The sequence below is a fragment of the Vibrio sp. 1641 genome (genome assembly GCF_033339995.1).
GTDB lineage: Bacteria > Pseudomonadota > Gammaproteobacteria > Enterobacterales > Vibrionaceae > Vibrio > Vibrio alginolyticus.
In genome coordinates this window covers 153682-166811 of record NZ_JAWOVP010000009.1, presented here as the reverse complement: position 1 = coordinate 166811, position 13130 = coordinate 153682, and the positions used below count along the sequence as shown (strand labels likewise).

Below are 13130 nucleotides of genomic sequence, written 5' to 3'. Positions count from 1 at the left end.
GAGTGGCCAAAGGGAGCAGACTGTAAATCTGCCGGCACTGCCTTCGATGGTTCGAATCCGTCCCCCTCCACCATATTGAAGAAGCCAGCTCATTGAGCTGGCTTTTTTCGTTTCAGGATCTTGATAGCATAGTCCTACTACAACGAACCTTTCACTCCTAACCGAAACTCTGCTCGATTGAATACCTATCACAGTAAATAAGTGATCAGAAATAGCGTAGGGAAAATGCTTGAGAACAAGGCGCAGTTATCGAGTATTTTAACAAGCTAGAATGACCAGTTATTTACTACGATTGGTATAACCTATACTCAATCTCACTAAAGCAACCAACCCCATGTGAAACTCCACAAACAAAAGGCTGAGGAGCAGATCTTTACCCTACAAACAATGTACTAGCTATTTTGATTTTGTTAGTTCGTATGGCCTTAATATGAATGTTCAATATAAATAGGAAAACACTTGAGGACTTACTAGAAAAAGTGGGCTCGCAAAATTACCAAACGGACTCAATTAGTGATGTTTGTATAAAAACACGTACAAGAAATATAAATGATAGATACAAAAAATCCCGAAGGGGATGCGGGATTTTTACTAGTGGCTAAATTGGTTTAAAGGTGACTAGCCTTGAATACCAACGATTAACCATGGCGCATTAGGCGCAGTCAAGTCACGCTCTAGGTGCCAGATATCTTCGATTTCTTCTTCAACACCTTCTACTGTGTCACGGTAACGACCGCTAAACTGCAGACTAAGCTGTGCTTTATTTGCATCGTAATCAGCACGGACGATCTCCGCATCAACGTACATTACGTCAGTATGCTGCTCACCGTCGAGCTTCGCGCGCTCTGCTTTTAGGTCTTCAAACAAGCTTGGAGAAACATATTCTTCAATAGTTTCTAGCTGGTTGTGATTCCACGCACCTTGCAGGATTCGATAGTGTTCACGAGAACCATTAATGAACGCTGCTTGGTCAAAACCCGGTGGGTAGTTATGTGGTACGTCTGTTTGAGCGCCAAAACCACCAAAGCCACCATTATTTGTGTTTGGTTGTTGCTCAAAGTTTTGCATGTTTGGTTGCTCAAACTTAGATGCGTTGCCACCAAATGCAGGCTGTTGACGATGCTGGTTCATACTGCCCTGCTTCGCACCTAGCATACCGCGCATTAGTTTAAAGATGACAAAGGCAATCAAACCAATAATTAGGATATCCATAAACTGGATACCTTCAAAAGCACCGCCAAAGAATGCAGCAAGTAGACCACCAGCAAGAAGTCCGCCTAGCAGACCACCCATAAGGCCTTTCTTACTTGAAGACTTTGTCGTCTGATCTTTGCCGACCGTATTGGTGTTTTGTTGCTGTTGTTTCGGTGCTGGTGCGGTTTTGTAGCTCTTACCGAAAGACTTACTGCCACCAAACTTCTTCGCTTCCGCGATAGGCGTTACAGCAACGGTAAACATCAACAAAGCAACAATAGAAAATAAACGTTTCATCGTTATCCTTAAAGTTAGCTATCTAAGATAGTGCCCCATTTTCAAGACGAAACAATCGTTGTTTCAAACAGTAGCACGCCAAAGATGATTTTTAAGTCATCATACTCTGTATACCGATTGATGAAAATAGCTTATAGAAGCTGACATGTATCAGAATATTGCCAAAAATGCAGACTGCTCACACTGCTTACAATTCAGCTGAAGGCGCTTGATCAATGTAAAAAAAGTATGGAATAAGTTCACTAATACTCCAGATTGTTTTACTTGAATTAGAATCAGTGACACAGCTCAGAATCCTACACCTTGAGGGCACTTGGACACATTGCCTTGTTGACGGTTAATAGGTAGCTGACTATCATATTGAACGATGTTCAATAAAGTAGTTTGAGAGTATGGCGCGCAGAAACGATCACACCCGAGAAGAGTTAGTGAATTTGACGTTAACAACGGTCAAAAACTTTTTAGATGAGAATTCTTACCACGAACTCAGTCTTCGTAAAATCGCTAACATGATTGGTTACGTGCCAAGCACATTGGTAAATGTTTTTGGTAATTATAATTTGTTGTTGCTTCATGTTGTCGCTCAAACTTTAGATGAGTTATCTCAAGAAGCACGCAAAGCGACTAATGACAGCAAAGACTCCCATCAAGCGCTTTTTGAACTCGCTTATTGCTACCACGATTTTGCTCAAAAACACCCATACCGTTGGCAGTTAGTGTTCGAACACAACATGAATGGAGCAGAACTTCCGGAATGGCATGCCAAACGTATCGATGGTATGACGGGAATGCTAGAGTCACTATTGGCTCAAATCGCACCACATCGTACTGAATCCGAAGTGATTCAAGCGAGTCGAGTCCTTTGGTCTGGCGTACATGGCATTACTTTACTCAGTGTTGATGATAAGTTTTTCTCTAGTGAACCGATTGATGGCAAAGAATTGATCAGTAATCTTCTTTCTAACTACCTCACGAACTGGTAACAAAGGATTATCCATGTCATCCGACAGACAGCCGTCGTTACTTACGCAGAGAAAGTTCCTGCCCTATTTCATTACTCAGTTTTTTGGCGCTTTCAACGACAATATTTTTAAAAACGTTTTGCTGTTGTTTGTCGCATTCGCTGGCTCCAGTGCACTACCTATTTCGAGCAATTTGTTCATCAACCTTGCGGCAGGCTTGTTCATTCTACCGTTCTTTCTGTTCTCTGCTTCCGCTGGCGTATTAGCCGACAAATATGAAAAGTCATGGTTTATTCGTAAGGTTAAACTATTTGAAATAGCCATCATGCTCTTGGGTGCCATCGGATTCATAACCGAAAGTTATGGTGTGCTTTTATTGCTACTGTTTTTAATGGGCACACAGTCAGCATTTTTTGGCCCAGTTAAATATGCCCTTTTGCCTCAAAAGTTAAATGCTAAAGAGTTAGTGCCCGGCAACGCTCTTGTTGAAGCTGGTACCTTTATCGCCATCCTTATTGGCACCTTAGGCGCTGGGATTATAGCCTCTGCAGACAACGCAAAATACCTTGCCGCATTTTGTGTCGTGATCTTCGCATTGTTAGGCTACTTGTCGAGCCGCTCAATCCCCTTTGCTGCAGCCAGCGCGCCCAATCTCTCTTTTCGTTGGCAACCATACAAGCAAACCAAACACACGCTCTCTATCGCCAAATCCGATCGAGTTGTTTTTCAATGCATAATGGCAATAAGCTGGTTTTGGTTTTTAGGCGCCGCATATCTAACACAATTCCCGAATTTCACTAAGATTTACCTAAATGGCACCGAGAGTGCGGTGTCTTTCTTGCTCGCTCTATTTTCCATTGGTATCGCGCTAGGGTCGCTACTTTGCAATTGGATCTCAAACCATCGTATCGAAGTCGGTATTGTGCCAATTGGTGCCTTTGGCATTACGGGATTTGGGTACCTAATGGCCACTTCCATTCCCAATGATCTACCTATTTTCCATAACTTTGTAGACTTCTTTAGATATGAGCCTTTTTGGCCATTATTTTTCTACCTATTGATGATTGGCGCTTCGGGCGGTTTGTTTATCGTGCCGCTTTACGCATTAATGCAGCATCGAGCAAAGGAAACCGAACGTGCTCAAGTCATCGCAGGGCTCAACATTTTTAACTCTCTGTTTATGGTCGGCAGCGCTGTCTTAGGTATTGTGTGCCTAAGTGTAATCAAGATGACAATTCCTCAGCTGTTTGCATTGTTAGCCATTTTAAATTTCTTAGTTGCCGCTTACATCTTTTTGCAAATTCCTATTTTTGTAGTTCGCTTTGTCATGTGGATGCTTACGCACACCATCTATCGAGTTAAGCATAAGAATCTACACAACCTACCCGAGCATGGTGGGGCATTGATTGTATGTAATCATGTAAGCTACATGGATGCATTGCTACTTAGTGCAGTATGCCCAAGGTTGATTCGTTTTGTGATGGAGGAAGATTACGCCAACCTACCTCCATTAAGGCGCTTTTTACGTCGAACTGGGGTAATTCCAATTTCAGCGAGTAACAGAAGCTCTATTAGACGTGCATTTAACGATGTGGAAGCCGCGCTAAGCGAAGGTCATATCGTCTGTATTTTCCCTGAAGGAAGATTAACTTCAGATGGTGAAATGAATGAATTCATGCGCGGTATTGATATCATTCTACGTCGTAGCCCAGTACCCGTCATACCTGTTGCACTTAAAGGCTTATGGGGAAGCTATTTCAGCCGCGCAAAAGGTCGCGCATGCTGTGGCTTACCGACTCGATTTTGGTCAAAGCTAGAAATTGAAGCAGGACAACCGGTGCCACCAAATGAGGCAACGGCAAAAACAATGTTCGATAAAGTGCATCAACTCAGAGGCGACTGGCGATAAATACACTTGAACACATGTTTAGGATAACTGAACATGTGTTCAAATCATTAAGACAAACTGACCACACCCAGTGCGATATACTCTCCCTTTCATTCACAACAGCGAATAAAAACCTTGAATAGAAACTACCTCCTGTTTGGATTGGCGTTACTTTTTTGTTTAACCCCCCTTGCCTCCTCTCCTATTGCTCTAGTTATCGGTTTTCTACTCGCAAGTTTTGGTTTTGTGCCTTCCGAGCTGCCCATCGCTTCTTTTACTAAAAAGCTGCTGTCTTACTCGATTATTGGCTTAGGCTTTGGCATCAACTTTGAGCAAGCACTTGCAGTCACATCGGATGGTATCGGCCTGATCATCGCCACTATTACAGGCACACTGATCATGGGCACTCTCATTGCCAGGGTAATTAAATTGGAGCGAGTAACCGCTTACTTAATCTCATCAGGTACTGCAATTTGTGGTGGTAGCGCAATTGCTGCTGTGGCACCGGCGATTAAAGCGAAAGACGAGCAGATTGGATTAGCACTGGCAACGGTATTTGTCCTGAACTCCATTGCACTCTTTGTGTTTCCTGTGATTGGACATGCTTTAGGGCTAGATCAACACACGTTTGGCACATGGGCTGCGATTGCCATTCATGACACATCTTCTGTTGTCGGGGCTGCCTCGGCCTATGGGGAAGAAGCACTAACGACGGCAACAACATTGAAACTCGCGCGCGCTTTATGGATCATTCCTGTTGCTTTGATCAGTGCCGTCATCTTTTCAAGAGGCCAAAAAGAGAATGGAAAGAAAAAACTAGCTATCCCTTATTTCATTTTTTGGTACTGTGCAGCTATCGCGTTTAGCGACTTCTTTCCTCAATTTGAAATGGTCTATCACGGCATTTTCATTGGAGCAAAGCAAGCGTTGGTTGTATGTCTGTTCTTGATAGGTTGTAGCATTTCAATTTCAAAACTAAAGTCTGCTGGAGCTAAGCCACTGTTGTTTGGTGTGACTCTGTGGGTGTTAATTTCGACCACTTCTCTAAGTTGGTTACTGTTTTAGATATTGGTGGTCTGCTTATCGCGTTGAGGGGACGGTATTTCCCGTTTGCTATTTTTGTATATAACGACCAACGCAATAGCGATCAAAAATGCCGTTAGCTCTGCAAGAGAGCGGGCTAGCCCTTCACTACTTATCGCGATACCAATTTGTAGTGCTACTGCCGCAATTAAAACTAGCTTTGCCATCCTGAACCTTATGCATTTTCTCTCCACGAAGAAGCATAATTATGATTCAGAGTTATAAGGATACGAAATTCTCTTTATGACTAATACATAGCAAAATTGACTAATGCTGAAGTGATGACAGTAGCCACTCTTTCACGGCCTTACGTGAAATTTTGATCCCACCTTCTAGTAGAGTTAGTGGCATTACATGGTATTCCACTGGCCATTTAAACTTCTCTAACTTTGATTGTAAGTGCTGGTCATACTCCGACTTGCTGCGCAATCCATTGGTCTGAATCACAGCTACTGGTCTATGACCAAACTCCGCGTCTTCGACTGGAACCACTATACTCTGCACTACACCATCAATTTGGTTCAAAGCGGCTTCAATCTCTTCACAATGGATATTCTCACCACCAGAGATAAACTGATTGTCGGCACGGCCGATTATCTTTAATTCATCACCTTGCCACTCGCCAAGATCCTTGCTGTAAAACCAGCCTTTCTCATCCAGAAATGGGGTAACATGTCCTTGATGGAAATACCCTGCCGCTAATGTCTTACCGCCAATAAAAATGCGTTGGTCAACTAATTTTATCTTACGGTGCTTCAATACATGTCCAGCATTACTGGTGCTGTCAATTCTCTTTGCGGTAACGGTAGAGGCCGCCTCCGTCATCCCATAACCTAACCATGTCTCAATGCCTTGCCCTGTTGCTCGTAGTGCCAACTCGTGATCAACGTGGCTGCCGCCCAGTAGCACATGTGTCAATGACAAATGTGCATCATCATCCAATAACCGTTTGAGCTGAGTCGCAACCAAAGAAGCGTGTGATACGCCCTGAACATCATCAACAAGTTTCCCTGAACCGACTTTTAGTGTTGCTCCGACATATAGCCAACGATAGACAATCGCTAATCCAGAGACGTGATACAGCGGAAGCGATAACAGCCAAGCATCTTGCTGAGTGAAAATGAACTCCTGCAACAAGCCCTCTGCAGACGCAAGATGCTGTCGATGTGTATGAACCACAGCTTTAGGCTCACCTGTAGAGCCAGAAGTAAATACTACTGAAGCGAGCCGGTCATGATGATAGCTATCTTCAGTCAACGAATCACTCTCTTGCGGTGATACTACAGGCGGTGAAAGCAATGTTGCCTTGAGTTTTTGTATATCATGTTCAGAAAAGGTCGAAGCGCATTCCTGAGAAAACCAGATAAACCGAGTTTGATCAGGCCTGTAAAGTGTAGCAAGCTTACCCTGCAACTTATCTAGTGGTTGTTCCATGGTCAGCGCAGCGAGCGCGCCTAACTGTTTGGAGGCAAGATAAAACAACAGTGTTTCTACTTGGTTCTTGCCAACCAAAGTCAGCACATCCCCCCGAGTTACACCCAAGTCATTCAAATAGTGAGTGTATTGGTCAATACGCTTCGAGAGTTGTTGCCAGTTTAAAACTTCTGTTGATGTCTTGAGTGCAATAGAAAAAGGGCTCGTTTGAGCCCAATATTTCCATGGTGCCTTCGCAATATTGTCTACGCAGAATGCCACACAATCTCCTGGTCTTTTAGAGGAAGAACGGGAAGTTCACACTTAGGCCAGCCCTGCTCTAGCTGAGCTTTGAATAAGCCAATCGTATCCAAACCTGGAACTTCATCAGGCAGCTGCCATTGGGCAAAGCGCGCTAATTGAGTTAAACCGAGACTGGATTCAATGCTCGAGCTAATCACTGCTTTCATCCCTAGTGACTTCGCTTTCTCTATCAGTGTAATACAAAAATCCACTGAACCAATGAGTGTGGGTTTGATAATGATCGTTTTCACTCCAGTTAGATCTTCAAGACGGAAATCTTCACGACGAACCGCATCTTGCAATGTTTCATCCCAAGCGATAGCAATACCAGTATTAATCGCAAAAGAGAGACTATCGCCAGGAGAGCGGCACGGCTCTTCCAAAAAGGTAATGCGCTGACGCAAAGACGGAGTAATGTATTTAGCAAACTGCTGCGCTCTTTCTGGTGTCCAAGCGCGATTGGCATCGAGTCGAAGCGTTAATTGAGGGATTGATTCAAGAAAAAGGTTCACAAGCATGCCATCGCGAATTGGCTCATAAAGTCCAACTTTCACCTTAGCGACTTTCTCACCTTCCATTTCGTTCAGCTTTGGAATGAGCTCATCTGGGTCGCCAGTGCATAGTGGCGCTGTTTGGTATTTACCTTGTTGTGGTAAGCCACCAGCTAATTCAAGCTGTGCCATCGATAAACCAAACGCAACCGACGGGTACATATTGGCATAATCCACATCCAACTCTGCTACCCAACGTTCCGCCTGTTCTTGTAGCTGAACACCCGCATCTTCGGTGCTCTCTAAACTAAAACTAGGAAGAGGAGCGACTTCTCCAAACCCTATTTGGTCACCTTCAGAAAGCGCAACAACATAACCAACACGTTCGGTTAGCTTGTTGTCACGTAGGATGACACCACTATCCATGGGCAAGCTATAACGATAAATTTTCGCTTCACGCATAATTCAAGTCCTATGTAATGCCTTATATTTGAGCGTTCTGACGAGCAATCCCACCAGCCTCCCAGAGGGCGAGGCGCTCAGGAAAAAAGGAACAGAGGAGCTAACACGCTCCTCATTTAGACGGATTATGGGTTGCGAGGGAATTTATCGAAGTCTGGGCGACGCTTCTCGTTAAAGGCGTTACGACCTTCTTGGCCTTCATCAGTCATGTAGAACATCATCGTTGCGTTACCCGCTAGCTCTTGCAGACCCGCTTGACCATCACAATCTGCGTTTAATGCAGCTTTCAGGCAGCGCAATGCCATTGGGCTGTGCTGTAGTACTTCACGACACCAACGAACGGTTTCTTTCTCTAGATCCGCTAGTGGTACAACTGTGTTTACTAGGCCCATGTCTACCGCTTCTTGAGCATTGTAGAAACGACATAGGAACCAAATTTCGCGAGCTTTCTTTTGGCCTACGATGCGAGCCATGTAAGATGCACCCCAACCGCCATCAAATGAACCCACTTTAGGGCCTGTTTGACCAAATTGAGCGTTGTCAGCTGCAATCGTTAGGTCACACATCATGTGCAGAACGTGACCACCGCCAACAGCCCAACCCGCTACCGATGCGATCACTGGTTTTGGACAAGTACGAATATCGCGTTGGAAGTCCAATACGTTTAGGTGATGCGTACCTTGGTCATCTTTATAGCCGCCATAGTCGCCACGGATCTTCTGGTCGCCGCCAGAACAGAATGCGTCTTCACCTAGACCTGTCAGAATGATCACGCCAACACCAGAGTCGTAACGCGCATCTGCCAACGCATCAATCATCTCTTTTACCGTTTGAGGACGAAACGCGTTACGCACTTGAGGACGCGCAATGGTGATTTTCGCGATACCATCTTCAGACTTATGGTAATGAATGTCCTCGTATTTCTCGCCGCAATCTTTCCATTGAACCGGAGCGTAAAGTTCTTCTTCAGAAATGCCTACTGTTTTAGCCATGGTGATTCCCATTGTTCTCGTTACTCTCACCAAAGTGAGACTGAATTATTTGCTTGGTATGTATCGCAAACTGTTTGGGCTGCTCTTGATGGACGTTATGACCAGCGCCTTCAACTTGTCGATACGCCAACCCGCTATGTTGTGCCAGTTGGCTAAATTTTTGGTCTTTCTCACCACACAAGTAATACACTGGTATGTTCTGCTTTTGCAGTGAGGGCAACAAATATGCCTGTTTGGCTAACGATGTCGCCATCAACATATTCGCCACCGCTGAGCCAAGATTATCACTTCGCTTCGCAATGAATGTTTGTCTTTGCTCATGGTTTAGTGAAGAAAACACCGCTTGTTGGTACCAATCGTTCAAAACACGTTCAAGTGGTTCAGTTTTGAAACGCATTGCCCAGCGAGCATCATTCTCTAATCTCACCTGTTTCTCTGACTCAGTTTGAAGCCCGAAGTTTCCCCCTTCAACAATCGCGCCCGCAATATTGAGATCTGGAAAGCATTGATGGGCAATACCATGCATCGCAATGCGGCCGCCCATAGAGTAACCAATCAAAATAAGTGGTTGTTGTGAGGGAAATAATAAAGATAGTGTGGAACCAAGAAGTTTGCAGCAATCATTCAGATCGCTGCAAGAAATAGATTGGCTGTGCCCATGACCAGGGAGGTCAACCGTAACACGTTCATACTCGGGTAACGCGTTGATACACGATTGCCAATCTTCACCGCTACCAAGCAAACCATGCAAAAACACCAAAGTGGGCAACGTTCTACTTTGGTGTTTTTCTAATACAGGGAAACGTTCAAAGTAAAGCATTCAGACTCTTATTAAATGCCTTGAGTGTCTCAGCAGCTTGATTAGGTGGGGTTTGAACCTCGACCAGCAACGTTCCTTGGCGGTGACATAAATGCTCTTTTACAGATGATTGGAATTGCTCCAGTGTAGAAACATGCAAATACGCCAAACCAAACTGCTTTGCCGCGTGTTCAAACTGATAACCATGAGGCATTTGATAATATGTCGTCCTGCGCTCTGGTGGTACTGGCAACATATCAAAAATCGCACCGCCGTCATTATTAGTAACAACAAGTACCGCCGGCAGTTTATTGTGAGAAAATAGCGCCAGAGAATTGAGATCATAAAGTGCTGCTGTGTCACCGATATACATTAGTAACGGATTACCTCTTGCCCGTTGCACGCCTGATGCCGCAGCAAACAAACCGTCAATCCCTGATGCGCCTCGATTAGTGAAAACCTCTACACCATCCAATTTTCCGTACATATCAACAAGCCGAACAAACAAGCTATTACCCAAGAAAACATCTACGTTCTTTGTGCGCTCGTTGATGTCTGCTGCCAACGCAATTTCGTCAATGGCAGACGCTGAATCAGATAGGAAGGCTTCTTCGATACGTTGATGAACTCGCTTAACGTCATTCGCTAACCTATCAGCCCACCCAGCAAATATTGACTTCTCAAAACTAATGCGAGAAACCCACGTTTTAGGAGGCTCAACCCAGTGCATTTGCGCCAGATGATTTTGGTTATTCCGGTCCATACAAGGTGAGACATACCAATACTGAACGTCTTTACTTTGTTGATTTTTCGATACTTGTTTATCAATCCATTGGTTCAAACGTTTGGAGATGATTCGGCTACCAAATTGGATAATAAGTTCACAAGATTCAAGCTCGTTTGCGAACTCGGGAAGTTGAAGCCATACATCGTAATACGCCCAATCCGAACTGAGACCACTTTGCGGGTCTGCAAGTACTGGCCATCCCATCTTTTGTGCAAATGCCTGCGCCGACTTCGCTTGTTCAAGCGGTAAGCTGCCAATTACAACCAAGCCTTTTTTGTCTGAAAAAGGCGGGATGTTCGCCTGTGACAAATGGCTAAAACGCTGAGTATAAGTGCCGCTTCCTTTTCGCCATCCGGCGACCGAATCTAAGTAGGTTTGATAATCCGCTTTTGCGCCGTTGGAATACAAAGGCTCTGGAAATGCACAATTAATATGAACGGCACTACCCTGCAATTGCTGAGTAAACATCACTTCGTCAACAGAGGTCAGCAACCAGTTAAGCGACGTTGCTAAATTTGGGCTTGGTAAATTCAAACTGGCCGAAACATGATGTGAAAAAATACCCAATTGATTTATCGCTTGGTTTGCACCACAGCCGACAAGTTCTACTGGACGATCTGCTGTCAGCAGCACCAGTTTTTCACCAGTAAGTTTGACTTCGGCAACCGACGGTAATAAGTTCGCCACTGCCGTACCAGAGGTAACGATAATTGCCACGGGTTCCTGAGTAGCTTTCGCTAAACCAAGAGCCATAAAGCCCAATCCACGCTCATCAAAATGAGTATGAATGGAAAAGTCGGACTGTTCTGCCGCTTCTAAAGTTAAAGGCGTAGAACGAGATCCGGGAGCGATACAAACATGCTTAACGCCAAATCGCTGAAGCTCAATCAATATGGTTTCTGACCAAACTCGATTGAGCACCGCTTGGTCATGACTCATGATGCGACTCCCAATGGCGGATGATCAGAAATCAGCGTAAGTAACGTCGACATTTTCTTATCAAGTTCTGCCCACTCATGTTCTGCAATGGAGCCTGGAACAATCCCTGCGCCCGCAAACAGTTGTACTTGCTCACCGAGCACAAGCGCACTTCTGATTGCGACACAAAACTCTGCACGCTCATGGCTGATGTAACCCATAGAGCCTGCATACCAGCCGCGTGCAAACGGCTCATTATCAAGAATAAACTGCATGGACTCTTGTCGGGGTAAGCCAGCAACCGCCGCTGTTGGCTGAAGCGCCGATAACAACTGAACACCATTTATCCCCGCTCTTAGACTAGCGTGAATATTTCGCTTAAGGTGCTGCACTTTTCGTAGTCTGACCAAACTCGGTTCAGCTTCCACTTCAACCATTTCAGAATGCGGTGATAGACGGTCAATGATGTCGTCCACCACATACTGGTTTTCGTTGAGGTTCTTTTGGTCTTGGGATAACCAATTCGCCAACTCCATATCTTGAGTGGCATTGTCTCCCCGACCAATCGTACCTGCTAACGCTTCGGTATGTAGCTCATGCCCTACGCGAGAATACAAACGTTCTGGCGTAGACCCCATAAAACTGTGCTTACTGTCTAAGCTCAGCATGAAATGGAAGCTATGATGGTTATTTAAGTAACTTGCTTTAAGTAGCTGTGCAGCACTTAATGTGTTATCAAGCTGCACGGTAGAGCGACGCGCTAAAACCACTTTCTTAAAATCATCATTCTCTATACCAGTCAGAACCTTATGAACTAACTCATTCCATTGAGGCTGACTTGGCGTATGAACAATAGAGCGGATGTGAGACGAAATTGGAGCTAAGGTCGCGACCTCACAAACCAGTTTATTCAACCCAGCTAGAGTTCGCGCTTTGTCTTCTGAAATATTAACTGCGAGAGACCACTGTTGGTCAAAACGAATTAACTCAATTTGAGGCAAAAAGAAAAAAGAAGGCATACAGCGACGATTCTTCTCATGCTGTCCATCAAAAGAGCGCCCGCCCCAGACTCTTTGCCCTTCACCTAGAATGGTATAAGCAGGACCTGGCTCAACAAAAGCGTGCAATTGCCCTAGTGCAACGACCTCTTCACGTGTATCGCGGGACTGCCAATAAAACTTAGGGAAAAGTGGTTGTGCATCAAGCCAATCAATAAATGAGAAATTAGGTTTCTCGCTAAGGGGCTCGACCAGACGTGTTTGATTGCCTTCCGATTGCTGAACTCGCTCGATAATTCTCTTTACGGCTTGATGGAACTGTGACAAATCAACCTCGTTGTATGTGAGGATAAATGGTAACTGACGGCTACTCTAAGTTTAGACCCAAAGCAAATCAAGGTCGTATGCGATCTTTTGCAAAATCCTGTGATAGCAAGCGAGCAAAACTTAACCAGCAGACAGATTATTTACAGATATATATTCTAATAAAAAACAAATTATTGTATTTTAATAAAGAAATTAACGAATTTTTAGGAATTAAAC

Annotated in this window: 11 protein-coding genes; 3 read left to right on the top strand and 8 right to left on the bottom strand. The window is 44.5% G+C overall.

The genetic code is table 11. The features are described from left to right. Positions 1-618: 618 nt before the first annotated feature. Positions 619-1491 carry a Tim44 domain-containing protein gene (locus R7Z47_RS17445; protein WP_005384268.1) on the bottom strand — a complete coding sequence of 291 codons (873 nt, stop codon included), beginning with the start codon at positions 1489-1491 and terminating at the stop codon, positions 619-621. A 392-nt stretch (positions 1492-1883) separates the two neighbouring features. Between R7Z47_RS17445 and R7Z47_RS17440 the strand changes: the two genes are divergently transcribed. The 3 genes from R7Z47_RS17440 (at position 1884) to R7Z47_RS17430 (ending at position 5406) form a co-directional block, all read left to right on the top strand. Then, positions 1884-2474: a TetR/AcrR family transcriptional regulator gene (locus R7Z47_RS17440; RefSeq protein WP_005382308.1), complete on the top strand. Its 591-nt coding sequence runs from the start codon at positions 1884-1886 to the stop codon at positions 2472-2474. Between the two features lie 13 nt (positions 2475-2487). Then, on the top strand, positions 2488-4362 hold the full coding sequence (locus R7Z47_RS17435; protein ID WP_262606982.1) for an MFS transporter: 1875 nt from the start codon (positions 2488-2490) through the stop codon (positions 4360-4362). Positions 4363-4476: 114 nt separating this feature from the next. After that, positions 4477-5406 carry a YeiH family protein gene (locus R7Z47_RS17430; RefSeq protein WP_005384270.1) on the top strand — a complete coding sequence of 310 codons (930 nt, stop codon included), beginning with the start codon at positions 4477-4479 and terminating at the stop codon, positions 5404-5406. Here R7Z47_RS17430 and R7Z47_RS17425 read toward each other — a convergent pair. The 7 genes from R7Z47_RS17425 to R7Z47_RS17395 all read right to left on the bottom strand — a co-directional run bounded on the left by R7Z47_RS17425 (position 5403) and on the right by R7Z47_RS17395 (position 12914). Next, positions 5403-5591: a hypothetical protein gene (locus R7Z47_RS17425; RefSeq protein ID WP_017634658.1), complete on the bottom strand. Its 189-nt coding sequence runs from the start codon at positions 5589-5591 to the stop codon at positions 5403-5405. The genes R7Z47_RS17430 and R7Z47_RS17425 overlap by 4 nt on opposite strands. Positions 5592-5691: 100 nt before the next feature. Further along, complete coding sequence (gene menE, locus R7Z47_RS17420) at positions 5692-7119, bottom strand: o-succinylbenzoate--CoA ligase (protein WP_176310858.1); 1428 nt, start codon at positions 7117-7119, stop codon at positions 5692-5694. Continuing rightward, complete coding sequence (menC, locus tag R7Z47_RS17415) at positions 7104-8093, bottom strand: o-succinylbenzoate synthase (RefSeq protein ID WP_176310857.1); 990 nt, start codon at positions 8091-8093, stop codon at positions 7104-7106. The genes menE and menC overlap by 16 nt, the downstream gene beginning before the upstream one ends. A gap of 125 nt (positions 8094-8218) precedes the next feature. Further along, positions 8219-9085 (bottom strand): 1,4-dihydroxy-2-naphthoyl-CoA synthase, encoded by an 867-nt coding sequence (gene menB / locus R7Z47_RS17410; protein WP_005382318.1) that lies wholly within the window; start codon positions 9083-9085, stop codon positions 8219-8221. Continuing rightward, on the bottom strand, positions 9078-9905 hold the full coding sequence (gene menH / locus R7Z47_RS17405; RefSeq protein ID WP_213899478.1) for a 2-succinyl-6-hydroxy-2,4-cyclohexadiene-1-carboxylate synthase: 828 nt from the start codon (positions 9903-9905) through the stop codon (positions 9078-9080). Before menH ends, menB begins: the two co-directional genes overlap by 8 nt. Beyond that, positions 9892-11610, bottom strand: coding sequence for a 2-succinyl-5-enolpyruvyl-6-hydroxy-3-cyclohexene-1-carboxylic-acid synthase (gene menD, locus R7Z47_RS17400; RefSeq protein ID WP_262606980.1), 1719 nt, complete (start codon positions 11608-11610; stop codon positions 9892-9894). The genes menH and menD overlap by 14 nt, the downstream gene beginning before the upstream one ends. After that, positions 11607-12914, bottom strand: a complete 1308-nt coding sequence (locus R7Z47_RS17395) for an isochorismate synthase MenF (protein ID WP_033906881.1) — start codon at positions 12912-12914, stop codon at positions 11607-11609. The genes menD and R7Z47_RS17395 overlap by 4 nt, the downstream gene beginning before the upstream one ends. Between the last annotated feature and the right edge of the window lie 216 nt (positions 12915-13130).

Coding starts and splice junctions, on each gene's coding strand:
- R7Z47_RS17445 (WP_005384268.1), bottom strand. CDS start 1,491: ATGAAACGTTTATTTTCTATTGTTGCTTTGTTGATGTTTACCGTTGCT.
- R7Z47_RS17440 (WP_005382308.1), top strand. CDS start 1,884: ATGGCGCGCAGAAACGATCACACCCGAGAAGAGTTAGTGAATTTGACG.
- R7Z47_RS17435 (WP_262606982.1), top strand. CDS start 2,488: ATGTCATCCGACAGACAGCCGTCGTTACTTACGCAGAGAAAGTTCCTG.
- R7Z47_RS17425 (WP_017634658.1), bottom strand. CDS start 5,591: ATGGCAAAGCTAGTTTTAATTGCGGCAGTAGCACTACAAATTGGTATC.
- menC (WP_176310857.1), bottom strand. CDS start 8,093: ATGCGTGAAGCGAAAATTTATCGTTATAGCTTGCCCATGGATAGTGGT.
- menB (WP_005382318.1), bottom strand. CDS start 9,085: ATGGCTAAAACAGTAGGCATTTCTGAAGAAGAACTTTACGCTCCGGTT.
- menH (WP_213899478.1), bottom strand. CDS start 9,905: ATGCTTTACTTTGAACGTTTCCCTGTATTAGAAAAACACCAAAGTAGA.
- menD (WP_262606980.1), bottom strand. CDS start 11,610: ATGAGTCATGACCAAGCGGTGCTCAATCGAGTTTGGTCAGAAACCATA.